This window comes from Paraglaciecola sp. L3A3, assembly GCF_009796765.1.
In the GTDB taxonomy this organism is placed as follows: Bacteria; Pseudomonadota; Gammaproteobacteria; order Enterobacterales; family Alteromonadaceae; genus Paraglaciecola.
In genome coordinates this window covers 4,186,494-4,209,827 of the sequence record NZ_CP047023.1, presented here as the reverse complement: position 1 = coordinate 4,209,827, position 23,334 = coordinate 4,186,494, and the positions used below count along the sequence as shown (strand labels likewise).

Here is a 23,334-nt window from a genome sequence, read left to right as displayed (position 1 = left end):
TCATTGGGTGTCTTATTAGCGCTATTTAACAAAGATACTTTTATTAAATAGCCTGTCTTTGATTTTTTGGAGAGCAGAAAATGGTTAAGTCCAGCTTTAACCGAGTTTGGTTAAATAAATTACAAAGTGTCCAGCGGGCATTTATTCGTTTCATTATGTTGACATTATTCTGTCAGTTATCTTTTTACACACATGCAGTAGAAGAGGGCGCTTGGCTGATAGTTGAGTCGGCCAGTATTCAACAAAGTGAACGTTACACAAAACGCCGTGTAGGTTATTACACCTACAACACCATTGAATTGTCAGATTCGCCAGAACTTTCTGATGAATTAAGGCTTGTGATCACTAGTAGCAGTCACACTGTTATGGACGCTGACGGTTTAGACGCGCAAGGTTTACCATATTTTAATCTAGCTTCGGTCAATGATAGTTCTCAAGTATTTTTCGAAATCAAGCGTGGGGAGTTAAGTTATACGGCTGAGTTACAACAGTTTGTGGCTGAATCATCAAGCATAGAATTTAGCTATGACTTTAACATTGACCAAATTCAAACAGAGAATAACAATTGGGAAGGTTGGGTATACCCTACTAAGAATAGAGGTGTGATGGCCTTTGAGGAAGGCCAAGGCGAAGATGGTAGTGCTGTATACTCATATGTAGATGACAGTACTAATGTGAATATTACGCAAAATGGTATTCGTTTTAATAACCGCACCAATCAAGACAATATCAACCCTTGGACTGACTTATTAGGTGATGCTCATGGTAAAACACTAGACTCAGTCTCACTATGGGTGAAAGTTGAAAAAGCAGTGGCGGGCAATGTTACCGTTCGTCATAACGTGATCCCATTTCCACTAATCGATGATAAAAAAGGTCCTACCTTAGATGCAGGCTTAGACGTAGGCCCTGAATATGAAATGGTTATTCCTGCCTCGGCAAACAATACTTGGGTGCAAATAGAGTTTGTAGATAGTAAAACTGGCTCACGTCAATTTACTATTCCTGATACTTGGGTGCATTATGACGGCAGTTCAGACATTCAAGTTTACCCTCAGTTCTTATTCGATGGTTTAGAAGTAGGAGACAAAGTGTATGTCGATAACTATTTAATCAGTGCTGAATCTTTAGAAAACCCATGTTGCGAGCCAGTTGATGACACTGATCCAGGAACCGGTGGAGGTTCTGGTGGTGATAATAGCGGGGGCGGAAACTCTGGCGGTGTTGATGAGCCAGAATATAACCTAGGTGACGTTCTGACGTTTAATTATGATTTTAATACCAATAACTTAGCACCTAATCAAGGTAGTCAAGGCTGGATTTATACAATTGTTGATCGTGGCGTGATGGCTTTTGAAGAGCAAGGTCACAATGGCTCGGCTATTTCTTATACCGATGCCAGTGTGAATATTAACCCTGAACAAAATGGTATTTATTTACAGCAGTGGTCTGCCAGTCCATTTACCGCTCGTTTTGCTAACCATGGACACACAATCACAAGTGTTAACTTGTGGGTCAAAACTGACCTAGTTAGCGAAAAAGACATAGAGGTGATTCATTACTTGTTGCCCTATGGATTGGTCACGGGTAACAAACAAGCCAATTATCCTGCGGCCCTAGAAGCTGCGCCTAAGTTTGTTGGTGTGGTACCTGCTAGTACTTCGGGCTGGGTAGAGATCGAGCTGGTTTTACAAGGTGGCGAATCTGAATTTACTATCCCGTCTGACTGGGTGGGGGCCAATGGCGGCGATTTAAACGTGTATCCAGAATTTAAATTTGGCAATACCGAAGTCGGCGATAAAATTTATATTGATAACTATCAAGCAACAACAGTGGTGGGCGAGCCCTTGCCAGTACCTACTGATTTTAGTATTGAATATAACTTTAATGATGCAACAGTCGCGCAAAATGGCGGCTGGGGTTATGTCCTAAATGACTACGGGACTATCGGTTTAGAAGAAGGCGCAGGTTATAACGGTACCAATGCCATTTCTTACCTTGATACAAACGAAAATGTGAACATCAATAACCAATCTTTACTTTGGCACAAGTGGGGTAATAGCAATCCATGGAGTGTTGAGTTTGGTGGCGGCGCTATCGAGTCTGAAATCCAATCTGTCACCCTTAGAGTGAAAGTTGAAAAAGGCGCAGGTAACTTAGGCACAGATGATGTGATTATTAAGCATCATTTATTACCATGGAACGTGACCTTAGATGGAGGTAAGTTTGGCAAAGTAACCGCCGCGCAAGCCATATCGCCAGATTATACGGCAACGGTCAACTCTGCTGATTTTGGTGAATGGGTTGAGCTTACGTTTACCGATTTAAATACTGATTTAGCCAGTTTTTCTGTACCAGACACTTGGGTGCTGACCACAGGTAGCGATATTGTTGATCTATTACCTTCATTCTTCTTTGGAGGATTAGAAGAAGGTGACAAAGTGATTATCGATGATTATGTGTTAATTGGTGATAATGCCTTGGCTCGGTCTGTCACATCTGGTGATGATGGTGAGTGGACTGGCCCTGATTATGGTTTCCATGATGGTAGTGGTACTTTCACATCAAATGGTCGCACAGCACCCTTAGCAGTAGTAGACACCAGTTTTTACACCGCCCCTATAGCCTTTAATGTTACTCGAAACGCTGTAACTGATTATCAGGTGAGCACACAAGCTTCAGCTGACAACAGTAAAAATGATACCGCTGATCTACAAGCTGCAATTGATGATATTAGCCATAACCTTGGAGGAGGTAAGTTAATTATTCCTGCAGGTGACTACTATGTACGTAGTTTGCATTTAAGATCGAACGTTCATTTAGAAGTAGACCAAGGGGCCACTTTCCACATGTCTCAAGGTGGTGGGTATAACGTCTGGTTGTTTGAAATGGGTAATGATAGCCAAGGTAAGGCTGAAAATTTCAGTATGATTGGCCTAGACGATGGTTTCACCGTTGATTTATCAATAGATAGGATCTCAACAGCCAGCCCGAATAATGAGCGTGTTGCCGTATTTAAGATGGGTGATATAGAAAATTTTAAGTTCTCAAACATCAAGATAAAAGATAACAAAACGGTATTTGCTTCATTCCTAGTCGGCCCCACTTCACGAGACGGCGCTTTCTACGGACCCACTAATGGTATTGTAGAAAATATCGACCAAAGCAATTCGCTATTTGGTTATGGCGTTATTCAAATGTACATGGCAGACAATATCTTGTTCAGAAACTTGCATTCTCAAGGCGGGATTACCCTGCGTATGGAGACCGATAATTTATCTTTGAAAGAATTTGGGCAAGGTGCGCCGGATAAAGGTGGAATACATAATATTTTTGCTGAAGATATTCGTGGCACAAATTGTTTAGCTCCCGTTATGTTTGGCCCTCACTTCCAACAAAACGGCTCTGTTCAAGTGAATGGTGTAACAGCAAATAGCTGTAGTTTTGCCGTTAGGGTGGATGATGGTTTTGTGGAGTTGTTTAGTCCATCTGGAGTTGACAAAAATGCTTGGACTACTGAAGTTGACGATACTTATGGCGCTGGCTGTGCAGGAACCACGTATCAACGTGGTGTCCAGCAGTGGGCAACTCGTATCAACGAAACTAAGGCCTGTTTAGATGCGGTTCATCAAAGAACAGGATTAAAACCTGGTTGGTTTGAAGAGTCTTATATTTATAATGTTACAGCTAACTACGGTATTGATGCTCACTTGAAATTACAGAATCTCTATTACATACCCTCGGCAGACAACCTGTGTATTGCAGCAAGTTCTCAATGGCCAAATAGGGCGCAGATATTCATGGGAGACTCAGTCGCGCCTATAGAGAATCATATGCAAGCAGGTGTGGATTATAACTTTAATATCAATGTTTATGATTTAATTGCTAATGATTTCCCTAGCGTTCACCATGATCTAATTGATAGTCATTCAGCTAGATTAAATCCAACTGTAACTAATTACGGTACGGCTGTTCAGTTACCTGATTGTTCAGAGGCACGTTGGAATTACAGCAACTAGTTGTTTAGTGAACCAATAAAAAACCTAGCTAATTTAGCTAGGTATATATTTATGATTTAGAGTAAGGCCAGTAACCAGTGTTACTGGCTTTTTTTCGTTCTGAGCCAATGCACAAAGTCTCTAATTAATCCGCAGCAATGTTATTAAATATCTATACATATGATGTTTAAGTATGTAGTATGTGGTTTTTAAAGCAACATCTTGTTAACAGATATAGTGAGATAGATCATGAAACGCCATTTTATAGGAGCATCTATTGCTTCCGCGCTATTGCTTACCTCAGCTTGTAATCATCAAGCTAATACCGAAGTGAATACAGCAACAAAAACTGAGTCCGCACAAACAAAAGCTGTCGTCACTAGTGTTTTAGAAAAACAAGCGCGGGTTAAATTAGCCACCTTAAAAGACATGATGGACCAAGCCCGAGCGAAAAACATCGATGTTGCTCGCGAAGAAACCTTAGTGTGGTTTTCAGAAGAGTTTCTTAAATTTGCTAATTGGGATGAAGCCAACCCAGAAGCTATCGAAATGGCTTTTGGCTATGAGCGCTATTACGCAAAAGACAAAAAGCAACTTGCTTTAGATTTGCCCGACTTTGAACGGACTAAAGTGGTTGAAATATTAGAAAAAGGCATAGATGTTTTAGGCCAAGAATTACGTGGTGAAATCAAACGTCGCCCTGTGAATAAAGTAGATTGGCAAGGCACCAAAGCCGCCGACAATATGTTTCTCAGTAACGGTAAACCTATCTTCCCTTATGATTATTTTTCTAAAACTGTGGGTCAACCTTTAACTAATACCGACGTTTATAATGATCATTTAGGCGCACTTTATCACGGTGGTGAAAACCTTTATCCAACTGATCATGACCGAGCGATTAACTCCTTTCTATTGAAAGAAGATGGCACCTTTGATCAAGAGTTAATGAAAGAGCTAACCGATATTCCAGATACCAATATTGGTTTTTTATATTACTGGATCATGGGTATTCCAGAATGGATCGAAAAGCGTGAACCAGAAGTGCGCAAAGGTCGCTCTTTATTTACTGGTTTTGATATCGACAACCCACTTGTGCGTGAGGTGTGGGGTAAAATCATCCGTGAAACAGGTCGCTTAACCAAAGGCAAAAAAGTCACTGAGTTAGGCTTTGTATTAGCTAACGAACCTCATTGGTATGCTGAAAAAGGCCATTGGACGCAAAAATTTGAAGAAATGACTTCCATTTCATCTTATACCTTGAACAAGTTTCGTAGCTGGTTAGATAACAAATATGCCGGTGATATTGCCCAGTTGAATGACAATTGGAATACAGAGTTCTCTGGTTTCGACAATATTCAAATCGAGATCCCAATCGACCCAGCACTACTAGGTCAACCCATTTGGTATGACTGGTCTCGTTATAATATGGATCGTTCTACAGACTGGTTTACCTTTGTCCAAAATGAGTTGCACTCAGTCAATCCAGAGGCTGATACTTCTATTAAAATCATGCCAAGAATGTTTATGGAAGACGCCCGTTCTGGAGGTATTGATACCGAAGCCCTGGCTGAATTAACCACTATGGTAGGCCATGATGCCAAAGCATTTGGTAGTGAAAACATACGCCCCGGTAAGTCTTCTAAATGGATGGAAAAGTACGCTTACTCTTGGGGGAAAGTGGCCATGTTCCATGATTTTATGGAGTCGGTTGCACCAGACAAAATTAATTTTAACTCAGAGTCACACTTTTTATCATCGGGCCAATGGCGTGATCTGGATACACGCACCAGCTACGTGCGTAGTGTATATTGGTTAGCGACGTTATTGGGAATGGATGCCAACACTGGTTGGTTCTGGGCTCGTGACCCAGACGGGTCGCCTGAAGATAGGTTAGAAGGAGAGTTAGACTTCTTTGATCCAGGTTTAGGTGGTGCTTATGCGGGCTCGAATAATATGCAGCCCCACGTCACTAATGAAGTGACTCAGGTCATGTACGACTTGAACAGTTTTTCAGAAGAAATTATCGAACTACGTGAACAACCCCGTCCACTGCGTTTGTTTTATTCTGAAACCACAGCAATCAATACCGAAAATTACATGACTAAAGCTTACAAACTTTACGAAGAGTTATTCTTCGAAGGTGCACCTCTAGGTTTTGTGACCAAAAATATTATTCAAAAACAAGACAATAGCAGCTGGGATACAGTGGTTGTGTATAACAATCCTAACGTTAGTGATGCTGAATTCTCAGCCTTACAATCATACTTGAATACCGGCGGCACGATTATTCTTGATGCCAAAAGCTTACAGCTAAACGAGTACGGCAAGAAACGTTCGCAAAAACTAGTGGCAGGTAAAGGCAAGCTAATTAAGTTAGAAGCCGGTGCCAACATTGCTAAAATCAAGCAAGTTGCCTTAGCTGAAGTGGCTGAGCACATGCCAGATGTGCTCATTGCCGAAGACAACGGTGAAGCCTACAAAGCGACTACATGGCGCACAGTACAACAAGCGGATGGTAGTTATTTAGTGAATATACTCAACGTTGGTCATAACACAGCTAAATTAGATTTAACCCTAAGAAACGGTAAGTCTGTTGTTATCACTGATTTAATGACTGGCAATGTTTTAACGACTGAATTTGAATTGGCTTCAGAAGGCATATTATTGTTAGAGGTAAAAGCGCAATAATAATTAGCTTTATATATGTAAGCCTAAATGGCACCGCTAGGTAAACGCGGTGCTTTTTTTTGCTAAATTTTTACTATGTTATTGATGTTGAATAAAAAACGTAATCTAAAACTCCACATAAATAAAAACTGCTAATTAAAAACCGCTGGACGCACTGCTAGTGACTACTTATCATTGCCGGCTGTTATTTAAGTTAGAAAGAATAAATGAATCCTGTTAGCTCTTCGTGGAACTGCCCTTCTTGTCAAAGTGCCTTAGTATTAAATAATAGAACTTGGTGTTGTGAGAATAATCACAGCTTTGATATGGCTAAAGAAGGTTATGTTAATTTGTTATTAGCCCATCACAAAAACAGCAAAGAGCCAGGTGATAATAAAGGTATGGTCAATGCTCGCCGGGCATTTTTAGAACAAGGCCATTACCAACCGCTAGCAGAAAAGCTCAGTCAATTAGTTGCAGACTATTTTCGCACCGTAGAAAATCAAAATGATTTGAGCTTTTTTGATGCAGGCTGTGGTGAAGGGTATTACATGAATGTAATTAGCCAATTTGTTCAATCTGCAGGCATGACTTGTGCCTATAGTGGTATAGATATTTCAAAAAATGCAGTACTAAAAGCCGCAAAAAAATATAAAGATAATCAATTTGCAGTGGCAAGTACCTATCATCTGCCTTTACCAGCTGTTAGCCAAAATGCAGTGTTACAGATATTTGCCCCAAGTAGCGAACAAGAAATATTGCGGGTGCTGAAAGCTAATGGTCTTTGGCTAACAGTAAACCCAGCAGCTAATCATCTGCATCAACTTAAACAAGCACTATATGATTCGCCCAGCGAGCATAAAGATAACTCCAGTCTGCCTGCAGGATTTATCTTACAGAGCCGAATTAACTTAGGTTTTGATGTGCCACTTACTACTGAAGCTGCAAGAGAAAATTTGTTAATGATGACCCCTTATTATTGGTCTGCCACTGAACAAAAAAAACAACAGCTAATTCAAGACTTGCAGTTAGTGACCACTGATTTTGATATTAGTTTGTATAGCAAGTTAGCGTAAACTTTTATGTTACCAATTAATGGTAGTTAAGCCCATGTGCAGGTTTTTCTTGTAAGGCGTAATTAATATCTTTATTGGCTTCTGTTAAGGCTTCGGAACAATGTTGGAAAAAAGCAACCTTAGTGGCATAACCCACAGCGCAACTAATCGCACATTGCATTTTGTTCTTTAGTCTGAGTAATAGCCGTGTTGCGGCTTCAGCTCGGCCAGTAATGGAATAAGCATGGGCTAGCATAATAGCTGAGGACGTTAAACTAGTAGTCAGCTGTGGGGACTCTAGACGGTTATCAAAGATTATCTCGGCGGTTTCAAAAGCGGCGCCTAATAGTTGAATCGCTTCTTCAAATTGGTTCTTATGTAGCTTTTTCTCGGCTAATTTAGTGAGTTGTAAAACATTGTCAAAAGCTTGCTGTGGATTTTCATCCACCCAAGCTCTGTGTTGAATACAAATATATTGATATTCGACCATAACAGCTCTCCTTATTGATTCATTTTCTTTTTTATGACAGCTTTTGAGTTGCAGAATGTTGATTGTTCTTGTGTAGGCTGCTGTAAAAAGTAGGTGTGTAATATGTTGATTTCATTTACTTTTTGGTTATATTTTGCAGGTTCTAACATTTCGAAAAGTAAAGGTAATAATCGTTTTATATAGAGGTGACAGTGTTGGCGCCATGCAAGGGGTAATGCGTTGTCACACATAGTATCAATTAACGTGTCTATCACACGCATATGGGCTGAACGCACACTTTTTAGCTGTTTAAGATTTTTTGCCCTTTGTAATCCAATATGTACGTAGCTGCTAATAATCCCTAAATCTTTACTTTGGTTATCGCAGTAACGAACGGTTAATTCAATCGCTGAAAATGTAAAACAATAATTAATTGACATGGTTTCATTGTAAATGAGAATGATTTGCATTTAACTTATTGCAGGCAGGTCAAATAGTCAAGCACGAAATTAAAAAAATGATGAGAGATTGTGAAGAATAACTCACTGTAAGCAGAGTGACTCTGCTTACAGTTAAAGATAATTACTGATTTTTATATGAACGTTTAGCAGAAAAGTGGGTTAAGTTTTTAATGCCTTGGCTTAATAGGTCGGTATTAATTGGGGTAAATAATTCTTGGCTGTTGTCTAAATCAAATATTTTGACACTACCATTGTTCATTATTTCGATTCTCTGATTGTTATTTAGTAATAAAACTTTACTGCCTTGGGTGCCTACTACGTAATTAACACCAGAGTTTGTGGTTAAACTATTGCCTGTACTATAAGTTCTGGTTTGAGCATTACAGCCTAATAAAGTGAGAGCTGTCGGTGCTAAATCTTCCTGACTCGATAACACTTTGTTTAATGGAATATTGGTAAATAATAATTGTTTTAAATTATCAGCACTGGCTAGATTAGTGATGATTATTTGGTATTCAGCTAAAACAGAATCAGTTAATAACTCTGATAATTGTTTGGCTTCAATAAAGCCCACAGACAAATTGCTGTTAGCATTTGTTATTTTTTGCTTGAACTGTGCCCAATCTGCAATGAATGGATTAAGAGGTTCTTGCTTATTGTTGGGTAAATATAAGGATACATCCAAACCCATTGAACGAGGTAAGTTGAGTAGAATAGGTTGATATTCTTGCAATGATTGGTGATACAACTCAGGTAGACCATATAAAATGGAATTAATCCCGCTGATTGCTGAAGAATGAAATCCATAGTGATTTTGCCCTTTCACTAACCCCGGTATTTGTTGAGGAACCTTACCTTCAGCTATCGCTAATAACAGTACTTTACTACTTTTATTCACAGGGCAATATACTGGTGACGAAGGGTAAGAAATACCTTTCAGAGTATGATTAAACTGCAAAGCTTTACGTTGTTGATAATCTTCAATATCTAACAGGCTATAGCGTGCCATTAAGGTTTTTGCAGTGGCAGGGTAAGACAGTGGGAATATATTGTCTTGCTGCACTATGGGTTGATATAAATTGGCATCAGCCCAAACGTGTAATGCATGACTTGCGACAAAACAACTGACAAAAAAGCCACTGATAGGAAATCCCCAGCGACGTTTTTGTAGCCTATCAATTCGAGCCCATAATGCATTAGCCACAACCAGTTGAAACGACAACCAAGCTAAAAATAGAAATAACAAATATCCCCATTGCTGCCAACTAAATTGAGCAATAACAGTTTGTGCTTCATGTCTGATGATATCAGCAGAGTTGATACTTAGGTGCACACCATATTTATTGTAAAGTAGGGCGTCAAAACCAAGGGAAGCTAAGCCCAATGCAGCCAAAATTGAACTGACTATTTTCACGGTTTTAGCATTTTTGGCTAGATAACATAAAGGCAGTATCAAGATTACGAAGGCAAAAAAAGTTAGAAAGCCAACGTGGCTTACCCAATTTACCAATAAATATACCACTCCCAATGTTGTTTCAGGCATAGGAGAGTTTAAGATATAAATGCCGGCTATAGTGATGGCAATGATAATATTTAACAAAGTAAACCAATGTCCCCAATTGACTAATTGGGTAACTAATTTTCGACGTGGAGTTTCAGTTAAGATCATTGAGAGTGTAAGCCCTTAATTTTTTTATTTTCCATTGATACTTTTTAATAGCACTTGTGTAAACTGTTCAGCCATTTGTTTACGTTGTTTTTCGTTAACTTGTTGCTGAAAAATATTAGTAATGAGATTACCCAAGACCATAAGTGAAAGGTCGCGATTGGCTTGATGTTTTTCAAGTGCGATAATAATGTCATGCATGATAGCCTCAAATTGGCTATCAGAATATTTGGATTGTTGCGGCATGTGCTGTGCTCTAAAAATTTTACGAATAATATTATCGCGATAGTAACAATGGTCTGGTTAAATTGCGAATAAACAAACATTAACAGGCTAATTTAATTGAATTTAACTAAGGAAATAATGTGAGTGCGTTAATTCACCACTTTGTTGTACATCAACTAGCAGTCAATCAACAAGAAGAATTGACTCTGGTTCCAAGGGCTAGTTGCTTTGACGTTAGTCCAGAAATTGAAAACTTAGCCCAACAAATTAATCATGCTTTTAATACTAAGCCGGGTAAAGGGGTTGGTTGTTTTGTTGAACCTCAGGCTGAAATCGTCAGTGTCAGCGTTGAAAGCGAAGACGAGTCTGAGCAAACTGTATTAAAACCTCATGCGGTGCAATTCAAAACTTTGTTAGAAAAAATGCAGAGTGAAGAAATTGATTTTGTTGAGTTTAGTATCCAAGCTAGCGAGTTGTTAAAAAAATCTTTGATCGATACCGGTACATTAGAAACTGGCTTTGTAGTGTTTAGTCATTATCAGTTTCTTGCCACAGATTATTTAATGATTGCCATGATTAATACTAAACAACACGTTGAAATTAATCGTGAATTAGAATTAAGCAGTAGTGATCATTTAGATTTAGCGAAAATGCAATTAGCTGTCAGGATCGATTTAACTCAGTTAGATGTGAGTGCTGAACAACAAAGATATATTAGTTTTATCAAAGGTCGAATGGGCCGTAAGGTGTCAGACTTCTTCATGCATTTTATTGGTTGTGAAGAGTTGGTTGATGTTAAGCAACAAAATAAACAGTTACTTACCACTGTTGATGCATTTTTAGCTGCTGAGGAGTTAGATCCTACAGAGAAACATCAAGCTAGAGAGGCGGTTTCTGATTATTACAAAGAAAAACTGGAAATGGGCGAAGACATTCAGATCCAAGAATTAGCCGCAAAATTGCCTAGTGACCATGTTAGTTTTGAACAGTTTAATCAAAATGCAGAACAACCTGTTGAAGAACAATTTCAAGCAGATCGAAGTGCTTTAAAAACACTAGCCAAGTTTGCTGGGCAAGGCGGTGGCATATCTTTAAGCTTTGAACGCAAATTATTAGGTGACAGAGTCAGTTATGATGCTGGCTCAGATACTTTGATGATCCGTGGTATACCACCTAATCTCAAAGACCAGTTATTAAAATCACAAAGTTGATATTAGCCGACTAGGTTTCTTATCAACTTGTTTTAACCATTTATTAAAGTAGACACAATTTTATATGCAATTATTCGTTAATGATTTAACCGTTATGGACTTTTCTTACTTATGCGCTGAGCGGGGTATGGTGGGAGAAAGCTGGATTGTCGATGTGATCCTCAACGGTGACCTTAATGAAGAGAGTATGGTGTTAGATTTCGGTAAGGTAAAAAAACAACTTAAATTTTTGATTGATGAATATATCGATCATAAATTATTGGTACCTGTCGATCATAGTTTTAGTATGATCAACCGTGATGAAAAAAACGATATAGTTAAAGTAGATTTCATCCGTCCTAATGATCATTCTATTCATTTAAATTGTCCAGCAGAAGCTTACGCTTTTATCTACTCAGAGCAGGTGACTATGCCTTCTGTCAGTGATTATTTAAAAGACGTGATAGCCACGCACTTACCAGAAAACGTACAAGGTATTGAACTAATCCTTAGAGCAGAAGTGATTAATAGCCCTTTTTATCACTATACCCATGGTCTTAAAAAACATGAAGGTAATTGCCAACGTATTGCCCATGGCCATAGATCAAAAGTGCTAGTGTTTGAAAACCAACAACCTAGCAACCTTTGGCAAGAGTATTGGGCAAAACGTTGGAGTGATATTTATATTGGCTCTGAAGAAGATATAGTTAATGAGAGTGTCACCAACCTCAAAGTAGATAACATCGACTTTTCTCAACACTTTGTTTTTGCTTACGAATCATCTCAAGGCCGTTTTGAAATGGCTATTCCTAAAGCCGAAGCTGAATTGATCCAAACAGATACAACGGTAGAGTGTTTAGCCCAATATATGTTAGAAGAGCAGCAGCGATTATCTCCTAATAATGAATTTAAAGTTTTAGCCTTTGAAGGTGTAGGTAAAGGGGCGATAGCTCATGCTTAAACACCTTGGTATGTTACTACTTACTATCGCTAGCTTTGCTGTATTTTCAGCTGATATTCAGTTGCAAGGTGAACTCACTCAAGGCAGTCTAGTTCGTGGTAAATTACCGGCTGGCAGTCAAGTATGGTTAAACGACAAGTCAATTAAAGTATCCAAAGAGGGACATTTTGCTTTTGGCTTTGGTCGTGATGCGGCATTAACTCATCAACTCAGCTGGCAAGACACACAAGGGCAAAAGCATCAACAGTCACTCACGTTAATAAAACGTACCTACCAAGAACAAAAAATTGAAGGGGTGGAAAGCAAATACGTCAGCCCGCCTAAAGAAGTATTAGACAGAATTAAACAAGACAATTTACAAGTGGCTAAAGCCAGAGCAACTGACTCTAGTCATTTGTTTTTTACTCAAGATTTCATCTGGCCAGCTGAAGGGCCAATCAGCGGGGTTTATGGTAGCAGACGAGTGTTTAACGGTGTACCTAAACGCCCCCATTTTGGTGTAGATGTAGCGGGGCCAACGGGTACGCCTGTATACGCACCAGCCGATGGCATAGTCACCTTATTTGTGTCAGATATGTATTACTCAGGTGGCACTATGATTATCGATCACGGCTTTGGTGTGTCTTCAACCTTTATCCATTTAAGCAAAGGCCACGTAAAAGCCGGTACCAAAGTCAAACAAGGGGACTTGGTCGCTGAAATTGGTGCCACAGGCCGTGTGACTGGCGCTCACCTAGACTGGCGGATCAATTGGTTTGGTGAAAGATTAGATCCGGCATTGTTGGTGCCCAAGCGTTAATGGAGAGATTTACATCCTAAAGCTGATTTTTCACGAAAAAACATTAAAAGCTTAAAATTTATACTCGCGTTTTGGAGCAACTTCTGTATAATTCGCGCCCTGCCCAGTTGCCCCCGCTTTGGGAAAGCGGATAAATCATACGACTCGAAGGGGTCAAAGTATTGATTTTTAGCGGTTTCTTGCAGATTGTAAAGATGGCTTTAATAAGTATCTATACAAGTAGAAACCAAAGTAACGATTATTATATTTTTCGGGTAATTAAAAATGAAAACTTTTGTTGCAAAGCCAGAAACGGTAAAACGTGAATGGTATGTGGTTGACGCCGCAGACAAAACACTTGGTCGTTTAGCGACTGAAATCGCAAGCCGCCTACGTGGCAAGCATAAGCCAGAGTACACACCTCATGTGGACACTGGTGACTATATAGTAGTGATCAACGCTGATAAGATTACTGTCACTGGCAACAAAGCCAAAGGCAAAATCTATTATTCTCACTCTGGTTATCCGGGCGGTCTTAAAGACACAACTTTTGAAAAGTTGCTAGCTCACAAACCAGAAATGATCATTGAAAAAGCGGTTAAAGGTATGTTGCCTAAAGGTCCTCTTGGACGCGATATGTTCCGCAAAATGAAAGTATACGCAGGTCCTGAGCATAATCATGCTGCTCAGCAGCCTCAAGTATTAGACATTTAAGGAATATTACAGATGGCAGATAATCAATATTACGGCACTGGCCGACGCAAAAGTTCTACCGCTCGTGTTTTCCTTCGTGCAGGTAGTGGCAACATAGTTGTTAATAAACGTCCTCTTGACGAGTTCTTCGGTCGTGAGACTGCACGTATGATCGTGCGTCAACCACTAGAACTAGTTGAAATGACAGAGAAGTTTGACCTTTACGTCACCGTTGCTGGTGGTGGTATTAGTGGTCAAGCTGGTGCAATCCGTCACGGCATTACACGTGCTTTGATGGAATTTGACGAAACACTTCGTCCAGCATTACGTAAAGCGGGCTTTGTTACTCGTGATGCACGTAAAGTTGAACGTAAGAAAGTTGGTCTTCATAAAGCACGTAAACGCCCACAATTCTCAAAACGTTAATTGTCAGGCGATATTCTTACCAAAGAATACGTTCAAAAAACCCGGCTTATGCTGGGTTTTTTTTTGTTAATAAATTATTAAAATTCCCCATTCTGTCTATTTATACTGCTAAATTAGCTTAAGTGTCAGTTATTCTTCATTTTATTGGATAATTCCTTGTCTTTTATATGGGTTTTCTTTTATCATTTTCTGTTAATAAATATAGCTGTAATTTTTTCAGTGTTTGTACCGTTTTTTGATGGTCGACATCTGAAACGTTAAACCAATTCAACCCTCGGAGATAAGTGGATGAGCAATGTATCTTTAGATGCGCCCGATTCGTCTGAAGCTGAAAACCAACCAGACAATAGTACTAGGCGCAGATTTTTAACTGTTGCTACGTCTGTTGTTGGTGGTGTCGGTGTAGTCAGTGCTGCGGTGCCTTTTATTGCGTCTTGGAACCCAAGTATTAAAGCAAAAGCGGCAGGTGCAGATGTTGAAGCTGATATAAGTAAAATTGAACCCGGTCAGTTGATTCGAGTAATTTGGCGTAGTAAACCTGTATGGATTGCCCGAAGAACGCCTGAATTGTTAGCTTCACTAGCTGACTGGGAAGATCAACTTAAAGATCCTAACTCTGAAGAAGAGCAACAGCCAGAATTTGCTAAGAACACTTATCGTTCGTTGAAAGAAGAATTCCTAGTACTTGTAGGCATATGTACTCACTTAGGTTGTTCTCCTCAACATTTGAAAGATGGTGCCTTTGAACAATACGTTGAAGGTGTTCCTGAAGGTTTTTTCTGCCCTTGTCATGGTTCTAAGTTTGATATGGCTGGCCGAGTGTTTGACAATGTACCCGCTCCATTAAACTTAGTGGTGCCGCCTTATATGTTTCTTGACGACAACACTATCTTGATCGGTTCAGAAGAGGGGGCAGCATAGCATGTGGAAAAATTTAATGGATTGGGTAGAGTATCGTCTGCCAATTATGCGTGTTGCCAATATGCACGCCATTCAATATCCAGCACCTCGAAACATGAACTTTTGGTATATGTTCGGTTTCTTGGCAACCATTGTTTTAGTTAATCAAATAGTCACGGGTGTCTGGTTAACTATGAGTTTTACTCCCACTTCAGAAGGTGCGTTTGCATCCGTCGAGTACATCATGCGTGATGTCGAGTATGGCTGGTTACTGCGCTATATGCATAGTACTGGTGCTTCGGCATTTTTCATAGTTGTTTATCTGCACATGTTTAGAGGCATGATATATGGCTCGTATCAGAAACCTCGCGAGTTATTGTGGTTGTTTGGTATGTTTATCTATCTAGCCCTTATGGCTGAAGCCTTTATGGGTTACGTATTGCCATGGGGACAAATGTCTTATTGGGGGGCACAAGTAATTGTATCTCTGTTTAGTGCTATTCCAGTAATTGGCCCTGATTTAGTTATCTGGATCCAAGGTGATTATGTTATTTCTGGTGCGACACTTAACCGATTCTTTGCGTTACATGTTATCGCGTTACCTCTAGTCATTGTTATCTTAGTGTTTTTACACATTGTAGCCTTGCATGAAGTGGGTTCAAACAACCCAGATGGAACAGATGTTAAACGTAAGAAAGGTTCTTTGACTGAAGACGAAAAAACCAAGTTTAAAATCCATGAATATTACACTGACAAGTACGATATTGTTGACGATATAGTGCCTTTCTTCCCGCATATCGTATTAAAAGATTTAGTTGGCTTTAGTTTATTCTTAATTGCTTTCTGTTACATCATGTTCTTCAACCCAGAAATGGGTGGTTACTTCTTAGAGCATCCTAACTTTGAAATTGCTAACCCACTGAAAACACCAGAACATATTTTCCCAGTTTGGTATTTCACGCCTTTCTACGCGATATTGAAAGCGGTTCCCCATAAATTAGGTGGTGTAATCGCAATGTTTGCCGCGATTATTGCGTTAGCCTTATTACCTTGGATTGACCGTGGAAAAGTGAAGTCATGGCGTTATCGTTGTGGTTTACATAGATGGAACTTATTGACCTTTGCTGTGGTATTTATTTTCTTAGGTTACTTAGGTGGAACACCACAAGAGAATTGGAAAATTACTGCATCTCAGATTTTGACTATTATGTATTTTGGTTTCTTTGCGTTGCTTTATATCTACAGTAAGAACGAAAAAACTAAGCCAGTACCAGCGAGGATTACAGAATGAAGAAGTTGATTTTTGTTTTAACCATGCTGTTGCCATTTAGTGTATTGGCTGCTGGCGGTGGTGCACATTTAGATAAAGCTGACTATGACTTAACAGATAAAGCATCATTGCAAAATGGCGCTAAGATGTTTATGAATTATTGCTTAGGATGTCACCAAACTCAGTACCAACGTTATCAACGTACATTTGAAGACTTATCTATTCCCCTTGAACTAGGCAGTGCTAATTTACAATTTACTGGCGAGAAGCCTGGTGAGCATATTAAAAATGCTATGCCTACTGAATCTGGGGCTAAATGGTTTGGTGCGCCGCCTCCTGATTTAACGTTGGTCGCTCGTGTACGCGGTGCTGATTGGATCTATACCTATTTACGTACATTCTACGTAGATGATAGTCGTCCGTTTGGTGTGAACAATGAAGTGTTCCCTGAGGTGGGTATGCCTCACGTATTACAAGAACTCCAAGGTGTGCCTACTAAAACAACTGAAAAAACTTTAGTTGATGGTGAAATGGTTGACCGTTATATAGGGCTTACAGTGGATGGAAGTGGTGAACTAAGTCCTGCTGAATATGATACTGCGGTATTAGATTTGGTTAACTACCTAGTTTATGTGGGTGAGCCTTCACGTTTGACTTCAGAAAGTATCGGTCGCTATGTCATATTATTTTTGTTGATATTGTTTGTACTGGTTTATTTACTGAAAAAAGAATATTGGCGAGATGTACATTAATTCCACAAAACTTTTTGTTGAATTTAGTGTATAATCCGCGAAATTTTGAAAGGGGCCTTAAAGCCCCTTTCTTTTCTACCGTTAGTTAATCAACTAGTCATTAAAGGCAGTGGGTTAATAACCATGACGATGCATAACTCTTAAATATGCATTTAATGGGTAATTTAGGAGATATATAAATGGCTGTAGCCGCAAATAAACGTTCTATCATGACGTTATTTTCAGATACTTTAGACATATACAGTCACCAAACACGTATAGTGTTGGCAGAAAAAGGTGTGGGTGTAGAAATTAGTTATACTGACCCTACAAACCTACCTGAAGATCTACTTGATCTAAATCCTTATGGAACTGTCCCAACTTTGGTGGATAGAGAATTAGTTTTATATAATTCACACATCATCATGGAATATCTTGATGAGCGTTTTCCTCATCCTCCACTAATGCCTGTTTATCCTGTTTCTCGTGGTCAAAGTCGTTTGACTATGCACCGGATACAGAATGATTGGTATGTATTAGCTGAGAAAATTTTGAAAGCTGAAGGTGATGTAACAACTGCGCGTAATGAATTACGTGAAGCGTTGTTGAGTTTAGCGCCTTTATTTGCTGAAACGCCTTACTTTATGAGTGAAGAGTTTAGCTTAGTAGATTGTTATTTAGCACCTCTATTATGGCGTTTGCCTGCATTAGGTATTGAACTGACTGGTACTGGTAGTAAAGATGTTCGAACTTATATGAATCGCATCTTTGAACGCGCTTCTTTTAAAGCGTCACTAACAGATCAAGAACGTGAAATTCATAATCCACTGTAAGTGATAAAATAACGGGATAAATGACTCATGACACCTAATCAACCTTATTTGTTACGTGCATTTTATGAGTGGATAGTGGATAACAATTTCACTCCTTATGTTGTGGTAGATGCACATTATCCAGGTACTCAGGTACCTCAGGAGTTTGTGCAAGATGGTCAGATAGTTTTAAATGTCTCCCCATCATCAACAGGTAAATTACAATTAGGGTTAGACGAAATTACTTTTGAAGCTCGTTTTGGTGGTGTACCTAGAAGTTTAGTGCTTCCTTGCCCAGCAGTTTTAGCTATTTATGCTAAAGAAAATGGTGCAGGCACGGTATTTACGGTAGAAGAAAATATGTCTTCTGCTGAGTCTTCCGAGGAAAACTCGTTAGAAAAAAATGAACCACCGGCAGCTAAACCTAAAAAAGGTAAACCAACCTTGACTGTGGTTAAGTAGAACAATAAAACAAACGAATAAAAAAGCGCCTTAGTTAAGGCGCTTTTTTTATACAATTTTAAAAGCGCTATAAATATTCAAAAACTTTGATAACTTGTTTTACACCGTCAACGTGGCGAGTAACATCAACCACTATGTCTGCTTCTTGTTGGCTGATCAATCCCATTAAAAATACCTCACCATTTTCGACTTCTATCTCTATGTTCAAGCCATCTATTCTTTTATCAGCAATGAGCTTAGTTTTTACTTTTGAAGATAGCCATAAATCGTTTGCAGTTACGCTTGGGGGAATAGGCAGACCTAGACGAATTTGATTATGTATTTTCTTGATATGTTGAACTGAAGCGGCAAGTTTTCCTGCATGAACTATGAGTTCTTGGGTAGGGGCTTGGCCAACTAAAAGAGCAGTACCATTAAAAACTTGTATTGATATATTGGTTCGCGTTTTTATCGATTCATCAGAGCCTAAAGTGGTAGCTATGCGGCTGCTAGTGGTTTTATCATCAAGTTGAGTGCCCACTGTTCGATTATCATGAGCAACAGATACTGCACCTACACCAGCGCCAATAATTAACCCAGCACATCCTTGAAGCAATAAAGTAGTGGAAAGGGCGAAGGCAAGTGTCGTTATTTTATACATGAATATTATTCCTGGATGTTTTCTGGGAAAAGACAATTATCGATTCCATCACAAAGGCTGTGTACAACTAAATAGTGTACTTCTTGTATTCTAGAGGTTCGTTTCGAAGGCACTCTAATCTCAACGTCATTTGGTCCAACTAAACCCGCCATTTTACCCCCATCATTCCCCGTTAAGGCAACAATAGTCATATCCCGGCTGAGGGCTGCTTCCATGGCGCTCACTACATTCTGTGAGTTGCCGCTAGTCGATATGACTAATAAAATGTCACCAGCTTGACCTAATGCTCGAATTTGTTTGGAATAAACTTGGTCAAATTCGAAGTCATTGGCAATCGATGACAAAGTGGCGCCATCAGCGGTTAATGCTATAGATGGCAAACTAGGTCTATCACGTTCAAATTTATTGAGCATTAAAGAAGAAAAGTGTTGAGCACTGACAGCAGAACCACCGTTACCACAGCATAGTATTTTGTTGCCATTAATCAGTGCATTAACCATCATAAAAGTTGCGCTTGATATTGGCTCTGGTAATAGTTCTATTGCCGCAATTTTTGTCTGAATACTTTCAGTAAAATTGGCTTTAATGTGTTCTAGCATAGTGCTCCTTGTATAATATTTATCTGCTAAATCGCTCTAAGCTAGAGTGATGTTTTTTAGCCAGGTCACATTTTGTTGACGATTATTTCTGTCAATTCCAATGAGGTCAATCCTATGTGGAACAATACTAGGATTCAAATTTTTTTCTTGCATATAACACATTACAGCTGAAATAAATTTCCGCTGCTTTGATGAATGAAAATATTCAATAGCAGTGCCATGTGATTGGTTACTACGAAATTTCACTTCTATAAAAACTAGCTCGGTTTCATCTTGCATTATTAAATCAATTTCACCGCTACGACAACGATAATTTTTACTCAAAAAAATGAGTCCTTGCTGTTCCAAGTAATTTTGTGCGTAACGTTCAGCATCACTACCAATTAGTGGTGATAGTGCCTGTTTAATCCATTTCAAGACGTATTACCCGATCTCTGCTTATTTGAGCTAAGGGTAGTTTTCGTTTAATCATGCCAGAGGTAATTGATATTTCACCTGTTAATCCCGGACTAGATAATTGTGGTAAAGCTGCTAGCTGCCGTAATTGCGGAATAAAACTGTAAGCATCGTACCCCATGGCAAACAGTCTTAAGAGAGAGTCTTTACGTTGTGGCCATAATTGGTTGATTTGTGCTTTGAGTTTAGGCCATTTATGTTCTGGTAACAAAAAGGGCATGTCAGTAAAAGTAAGATTGCGCAGATCTCTCAAACTACCGTCAGTTTGACTTTGGCTATAACTACGAGATGAGGCGAATACAGAAAGAGATATTTCGGCAAATGAACTTAAACTGGCTTCAATAATTGGATTGAGTAATTCAGTTTCTTCAGGGTTAGCAAAAATGACAATGGCATCTATGTCCCTACGGTTTCTTTCTTCACCAAACACTTCGACGTTAGATAAATATTCAATTTGTTTAATCCGTGCTTTACTTTGATCAACATCTAACATTTCAGCTACTTGTTTACGCATGTCTTTATTATCTTTAAATATAATTACTTCCGGCAGGATAACTTCAGGGAAAGCTTGCCACTGCTGAACAAATGCTTGAGCCATTCGTTCAGTCACATTGTTGTTTGCGGCGAATATAATGGGCTTAGTTAATTTGCGCTGGTGAATGTGTTGAGCTAGTTGTTCTGCCTCGTCTTCAGGGGCTAACGAAAAATAGTAATGTTCTGCTAATTCAACTGGATTTTCTACAGCTAGTAATGAAGGAGACTTATTAGTTGTGTCTGTATCGATTCGATTCAGCGCCAATAATATTTTATCTTTTGGCAAAATTTTACTTAAAACTTCGATCTTTTCTTTTAATAATGGGCCTACTACTACATCATAATCAGCTACGAGTTGGTTTAACTCTTCTGGCGTTTTTAGAGCAGAATCAAAGAAGTGAATCTCTAAGCTTGAGGAGGCATTTTCAATCTGTTGCGCACTATTTTCAATTTGTTTATGTGCAGCTGTAAAATTTTTAATATCTTCCATATAAGCAGCAAAAAAACCATCTTTTATTACAGTACCTTGACTAGACAGCCTACCTGTTAAAGGAAGTAATACTGCGACACGTTTAGAAATAATTGGCTTTATTTCAATTGCTTGGGTGATATTTTTAGGGATGTTTTGTTGTAATACATGGCCCACGTTTTGCTTCTGCCATTTGACGACTTCTTGACTCAACTTTGTCGGAGTTAGAGCATATTTCTGGACAATAATTGCCAGTTGGAGCCAAGGTAATAAACTGTCATTTTTCCATCGAGCTTTTTCTAAATCAGCTAAGGTTAAGTGGCTAATTGCTTGCCAAATTTGTTCGCTTTTTTCGGTATCAGATAAACTGGTTTGCACTATTTCATTGGCTGCGTTCAACCATTCATTTTTACCTGAAAATAATCTAGAGCGCAGTATTGCCATGCGACTATTAGCAACATATTGTTGCTCTACTTTAGATAATAACTGTGCCGACTGTTGTGCATTTTCTGGGGAAATTGCGAAATAAGCTTCGGCCAATATTAGGTGAGCTTGGCTAACCAACTTCTCATTGCTTAATTCTGGGAGCAAAATGTTTAATAAATTAATGCTTTTAACGTGTTGTTGTTCAAGGTGCAGCATATGTGCTGCTTGAATGAGTAATTCATCTCTTTGTTGAGTGTCATTGTTCTGTTTAAAAACTTGACGAGCTTCAGCTAAATAAAATTGACTATCCCTGATTAATTCAGTGGTTTGGGTGGGGATGACAACTGTTTTTACTTTGGTTTTGGGCTTAGGTGTATTTGTGCAAGATGTTAGCACTAAAAATGCAACCCAAATACTCAAAAAAACTCTCATACTCATCACGGATATCCAAAAAATCAACAGCGTAATAGTTTATAGTATCGGAAATAAATATCTAGCAAGAATACTCGGTTAACGCATTTGTTAACGAGTCTTAGTGTATTCCTAAGGGGAAAAAAATTGCTTGAAACTAGTACTCTTTTTATCGTACCCACGCCTATCGGGAATTTGGAAGATATTACACACAGGGCATTGCGTATTTTGTCTGAAGTTGATTTGATCGCTGCGGAAGATACCCGTCATAGCCAAAAATTGCTGCAGCATTATAATATTTCAACCCGTTTGATTTCTTTACATGATCATAATGAATCGCAACGTGCAGTGCAGTTGATTAGTAAATTGAAATTAGGGGAAAACATTGCTTTGATTTCGGATGCAGGTACGCCTTTAATTAGTGATCCTGGTTATGGTTTAGTCAGTCAATGCCGAGAAGCAGGAGTTGAAGTGATTCCCTTGCCCGGACCCTGTGCGGCAATTACAGCTTTAAGTGCGGCTGGCTTAGCCACTGACAAGTTTCAATTTGAAGGTTTTTTACCGGTTAAAGCTGTCGCCAGACAAAATGCCTTAGGAAAATTGATAAAACAACCGAATACTTGTGTGTTTTATGAATCACCTCGAAGAGTGTTAGATACAGTTAAATTAATAGCTCAAGTGCTGGGGAATGACCGTCGTATCGTTTTGGCCAAGGAATTAACAAAAACCTTTGAAACCTTTTATTCTAATACTGCTGAGGCATGCATCACTTGGTTAGAAGCAGATATCAATCATCAAAGAGGAGAGTTTGTTTTAATGGTTGCAGGTGATAAATCAGATCAAACTGAAGTATCAGCCGAGGCGTTAAAGTTATTAACTCTATTAATGAAAGTGTTACCCTTAAAAAAGGCGGCTGCGATCACGGCTGAACAATTTGGTTTAAAGAAGAATCATCTTTACCAAATAGGTTTAGACTTATAAATATATGGATACAGGGGCTGTCATTTTATTTGCAGTAAGAGGCTTGTTTTTGAT

22 protein-coding genes are annotated in these 23,334 nt (G+C 39.0%); 14 read left to right on the top strand and 8 right to left on the bottom strand.

Annotation, left to right across the window (positions count from 1 at the left end):
• Positions 1–80 precede the first annotated feature (80 nt).
• The 3 genes from GQR87_RS17535 (at position 81) to GQR87_RS17525 (ending at position 7,741) form a co-directional block, all read left to right on the top strand.
• Positions 81–4,019 carry a hypothetical protein gene (locus GQR87_RS17535; protein WP_158971586.1) on the top strand — a complete coding sequence of 1,313 codons (3,939 nt, stop codon included), beginning with the start codon at positions 81–83 and terminating at the stop codon, positions 4,017–4,019.
• Between the two features lie 228 nt (positions 4,020–4,247).
• Entirely contained in the window at positions 4,248–6,686 is a 2,439-nt protein-coding gene (locus GQR87_RS17530; protein ID WP_158971584.1) for an alpha-amylase family protein, read from the top strand.
• Positions 6,687–6,892: 206 nt separating this feature from the next.
• Positions 6,893–7,741, top strand: coding sequence for a putative RNA methyltransferase (locus tag GQR87_RS17525; protein WP_233267308.1), 849 nt, complete (start codon positions 6,893–6,895; stop codon positions 7,739–7,741).
• A gap of 16 nt (positions 7,742–7,757) precedes the next feature.
• On the opposite strand, the gene GQR87_RS17520 is transcribed toward GQR87_RS17525, so the two are convergent.
• From GQR87_RS17520 to GQR87_RS17505, 4 genes are all read right to left on the bottom strand, one after another.
• On the bottom strand, positions 7,758–8,210 hold the full coding sequence (locus GQR87_RS17520; protein ID WP_158971582.1) for a hypothetical protein: 453 nt from the start codon (positions 8,208–8,210) through the stop codon (positions 7,758–7,760).
• An 11-nt stretch (positions 8,211–8,221) separates the two neighbouring features.
• Complete coding sequence (locus tag GQR87_RS17515; protein ID WP_233267307.1) at positions 8,222–8,659, bottom strand: hypothetical protein; 438 nt, start codon at positions 8,657–8,659, stop codon at positions 8,222–8,224.
• 112 nt (positions 8,660–8,771) lie between these two features.
• Positions 8,772–10,319, bottom strand: coding sequence for a DUF3413 domain-containing protein (locus tag GQR87_RS17510; protein ID WP_158971580.1), 1,548 nt, complete (start codon positions 10,317–10,319; stop codon positions 8,772–8,774).
• Positions 10,320–10,343: 24 nt separating this feature from the next.
• Positions 10,344–10,562 carry a DUF1414 domain-containing protein gene (locus tag GQR87_RS17505; protein ID WP_158971578.1) on the bottom strand — a complete coding sequence of 73 codons (219 nt, stop codon included), beginning with the start codon at positions 10,560–10,562 and terminating at the stop codon, positions 10,344–10,346.
• A gap of 119 nt (positions 10,563–10,681) precedes the next feature.
• Here GQR87_RS17505 and yejK point away from each other — a divergent pair, with 119 nt between their 5' ends.
• The 10 genes from yejK (at position 10,682) to GQR87_RS17455 (ending at position 18,764) form a co-directional block, all read left to right on the top strand.
• A complete protein-coding gene (yejK, locus tag GQR87_RS17500) occupies positions 10,682–11,752 on the top strand; it encodes a nucleoid-associated protein YejK (protein WP_158971576.1) in 1,071 nt (356 codons plus the stop codon).
• A 64-nt stretch (positions 11,753–11,816) separates the two neighbouring features.
• Entirely contained in the window at positions 11,817–12,692 is an 876-nt protein-coding gene (locus tag GQR87_RS17495) for a 6-carboxytetrahydropterin synthase (protein ID WP_158971574.1), read from the top strand.
• Positions 12,693–12,702: 10 nt separating this feature from the next.
• Positions 12,703–13,491 (top strand): M23 family metallopeptidase, encoded by a 789-nt coding sequence (locus GQR87_RS17490; RefSeq protein ID WP_370459643.1) that lies wholly within the window; start codon positions 12,703–12,705, stop codon positions 13,489–13,491.
• 264 nt (positions 13,492–13,755) lie between these two features.
• Positions 13,756–14,184: a 50S ribosomal protein L13 gene (rplM, locus tag GQR87_RS17485; RefSeq protein ID WP_158971570.1), complete on the top strand. Its 429-nt coding sequence runs from the start codon at positions 13,756–13,758 to the stop codon at positions 14,182–14,184.
• A 12-nt stretch (positions 14,185–14,196) separates the two neighbouring features.
• On the top strand, positions 14,197–14,589 hold the full coding sequence (rpsI, locus tag GQR87_RS17480; protein ID WP_133471128.1) for a 30S ribosomal protein S9: 393 nt from the start codon (positions 14,197–14,199) through the stop codon (positions 14,587–14,589).
• Between the two features lie 288 nt (positions 14,590–14,877).
• Positions 14,878–15,510: a ubiquinol-cytochrome c reductase iron-sulfur subunit gene (gene petA, locus GQR87_RS17475; RefSeq protein WP_158971568.1), complete on the top strand. Its 633-nt coding sequence runs from the start codon at positions 14,878–14,880 to the stop codon at positions 15,508–15,510.
• Between the two features lies 1 nt (position 15,511).
• On the top strand, positions 15,512–16,780 hold the full coding sequence (locus GQR87_RS17470) for a cytochrome b N-terminal domain-containing protein (protein ID WP_158971566.1): 1,269 nt from the start codon (positions 15,512–15,514) through the stop codon (positions 16,778–16,780).
• Positions 16,777–17,511, top strand: coding sequence for a cytochrome c1 (locus tag GQR87_RS17465; RefSeq protein ID WP_158971564.1), 735 nt, complete (start codon positions 16,777–16,779; stop codon positions 17,509–17,511). Before GQR87_RS17470 ends, GQR87_RS17465 begins: the two co-directional genes overlap by 4 nt.
• 179 nt (positions 17,512–17,690) lie before the next feature.
• Positions 17,691–18,323 carry a stringent starvation protein SspA gene (gene sspA / locus GQR87_RS17460; protein WP_158971562.1) on the top strand — a complete coding sequence of 211 codons (633 nt, stop codon included), beginning with the start codon at positions 17,691–17,693 and terminating at the stop codon, positions 18,321–18,323.
• Positions 18,324–18,350: 27 nt separating this feature from the next.
• Positions 18,351–18,764 carry a ClpXP protease specificity-enhancing factor gene (locus GQR87_RS17455; protein WP_158971560.1) on the top strand — a complete coding sequence of 138 codons (414 nt, stop codon included), beginning with the start codon at positions 18,351–18,353 and terminating at the stop codon, positions 18,762–18,764.
• Positions 18,765–18,831: 67 nt separating this feature from the next.
• Here GQR87_RS17455 and GQR87_RS17450 read toward each other — a convergent pair whose 3' ends face one another.
• Genes GQR87_RS17450 through GQR87_RS17435 form a run of 4 tightly spaced genes read right to left on the bottom strand, consistent with a single transcriptional unit; the run spans position 18,832 to position 22,308 of the window.
• A complete protein-coding gene (locus GQR87_RS17450; RefSeq protein ID WP_158971558.1) occupies positions 18,832–19,404 on the bottom strand; it encodes a BON domain-containing protein in 573 nt (190 codons plus the stop codon).
• A 5-nt stretch (positions 19,405–19,409) separates the two neighbouring features.
• Entirely contained in the window at positions 19,410–20,003 is a 594-nt protein-coding gene (locus GQR87_RS17445) for a phosphoheptose isomerase (RefSeq protein ID WP_158971556.1), read from the bottom strand.
• Between the two features lie 36 nt (positions 20,004–20,039).
• On the bottom strand, positions 20,040–20,420 hold the full coding sequence (locus GQR87_RS17440; RefSeq protein WP_158971554.1) for a YraN family protein: 381 nt from the start codon (positions 20,418–20,420) through the stop codon (positions 20,040–20,042).
• Positions 20,407–22,308: a penicillin-binding protein activator gene (locus GQR87_RS17435; RefSeq protein WP_233267306.1), complete on the bottom strand. Its 1,902-nt coding sequence runs from the start codon at positions 22,306–22,308 to the stop codon at positions 20,407–20,409. The genes GQR87_RS17440 and GQR87_RS17435 overlap by 14 nt, the downstream gene beginning before the upstream one ends.
• 138 nt (positions 22,309–22,446) lie before the next feature.
• On the opposite strand from GQR87_RS17435, the gene rsmI reads away from it, so the two are divergent.
• Positions 22,447–23,280: a 16S rRNA (cytidine(1402)-2'-O)-methyltransferase gene (rsmI, locus tag GQR87_RS17430; RefSeq protein WP_158971550.1), complete on the top strand. Its 834-nt coding sequence runs from the start codon at positions 22,447–22,449 to the stop codon at positions 23,278–23,280.
• Positions 23,281–23,334: the final 54 nt, after the last annotated feature.

Bases quoted from the DNA above. Each gene is read 5' to 3' on its own strand.
- GQR87_RS17535 (WP_158971586.1), top strand. From the start codon at position 81: ATGGTTAAGTCCAGCTTTAACCGAGTTTGGTTAAATAAATTACAAAGT.
- GQR87_RS17530 (WP_158971584.1), top strand. From the start codon at position 4,248: ATGAAACGCCATTTTATAGGAGCATCTATTGCTTCCGCGCTATTGCTT.
- GQR87_RS17525 (WP_233267308.1), top strand. From the start codon at position 6,893: ATGAATCCTGTTAGCTCTTCGTGGAACTGCCCTTCTTGTCAAAGTGCC.
- GQR87_RS17520 (WP_158971582.1), bottom strand. From the start codon at position 8,210: ATGGTCGAATATCAATATATTTGTATTCAACACAGAGCTTGGGTGGAT.
- GQR87_RS17515 (WP_233267307.1), bottom strand. From the start codon at position 8,659: ATGCAAATCATTCTCATTTACAATGAAACCATGTCAATTAATTATTGT.
- GQR87_RS17510 (WP_158971580.1), bottom strand. From the start codon at position 10,319: ATGATCTTAACTGAAACTCCACGTCGAAAATTAGTTACCCAATTAGTC.
- GQR87_RS17505 (WP_158971578.1), bottom strand. From the start codon at position 10,562: ATGCCGCAACAATCCAAATATTCTGATAGCCAATTTGAGGCTATCATG.
- GQR87_RS17495 (WP_158971574.1), top strand. From the start codon at position 11,817: ATGCAATTATTCGTTAATGATTTAACCGTTATGGACTTTTCTTACTTA.
- GQR87_RS17490 (WP_370459643.1), top strand. From the start codon at position 12,703: ATGTTACTACTTACTATCGCTAGCTTTGCTGTATTTTCAGCTGATATT.
- rplM (WP_158971570.1), top strand. From the start codon at position 13,756: ATGAAAACTTTTGTTGCAAAGCCAGAAACGGTAAAACGTGAATGGTAT.
- rpsI (WP_133471128.1), top strand. From the start codon at position 14,197: ATGGCAGATAATCAATATTACGGCACTGGCCGACGCAAAAGTTCTACC.
- petA (WP_158971568.1), top strand. From the start codon at position 14,878: ATGAGCAATGTATCTTTAGATGCGCCCGATTCGTCTGAAGCTGAAAAC.
- GQR87_RS17470 (WP_158971566.1), top strand. From the start codon at position 15,512: ATGTGGAAAAATTTAATGGATTGGGTAGAGTATCGTCTGCCAATTATG.
- GQR87_RS17465 (WP_158971564.1), top strand. From the start codon at position 16,777: ATGAAGAAGTTGATTTTTGTTTTAACCATGCTGTTGCCATTTAGTGTA.
- sspA (WP_158971562.1), top strand. From the start codon at position 17,691: ATGGCTGTAGCCGCAAATAAACGTTCTATCATGACGTTATTTTCAGAT.
- GQR87_RS17455 (WP_158971560.1), top strand. From the start codon at position 18,351: ATGACACCTAATCAACCTTATTTGTTACGTGCATTTTATGAGTGGATA.
- GQR87_RS17450 (WP_158971558.1), bottom strand. From the start codon at position 19,404: ATGTATAAAATAACGACACTTGCCTTCGCCCTTTCCACTACTTTATTG.
- GQR87_RS17445 (WP_158971556.1), bottom strand. From the start codon at position 20,003: ATGCTAGAACACATTAAAGCCAATTTTACTGAAAGTATTCAGACAAAA.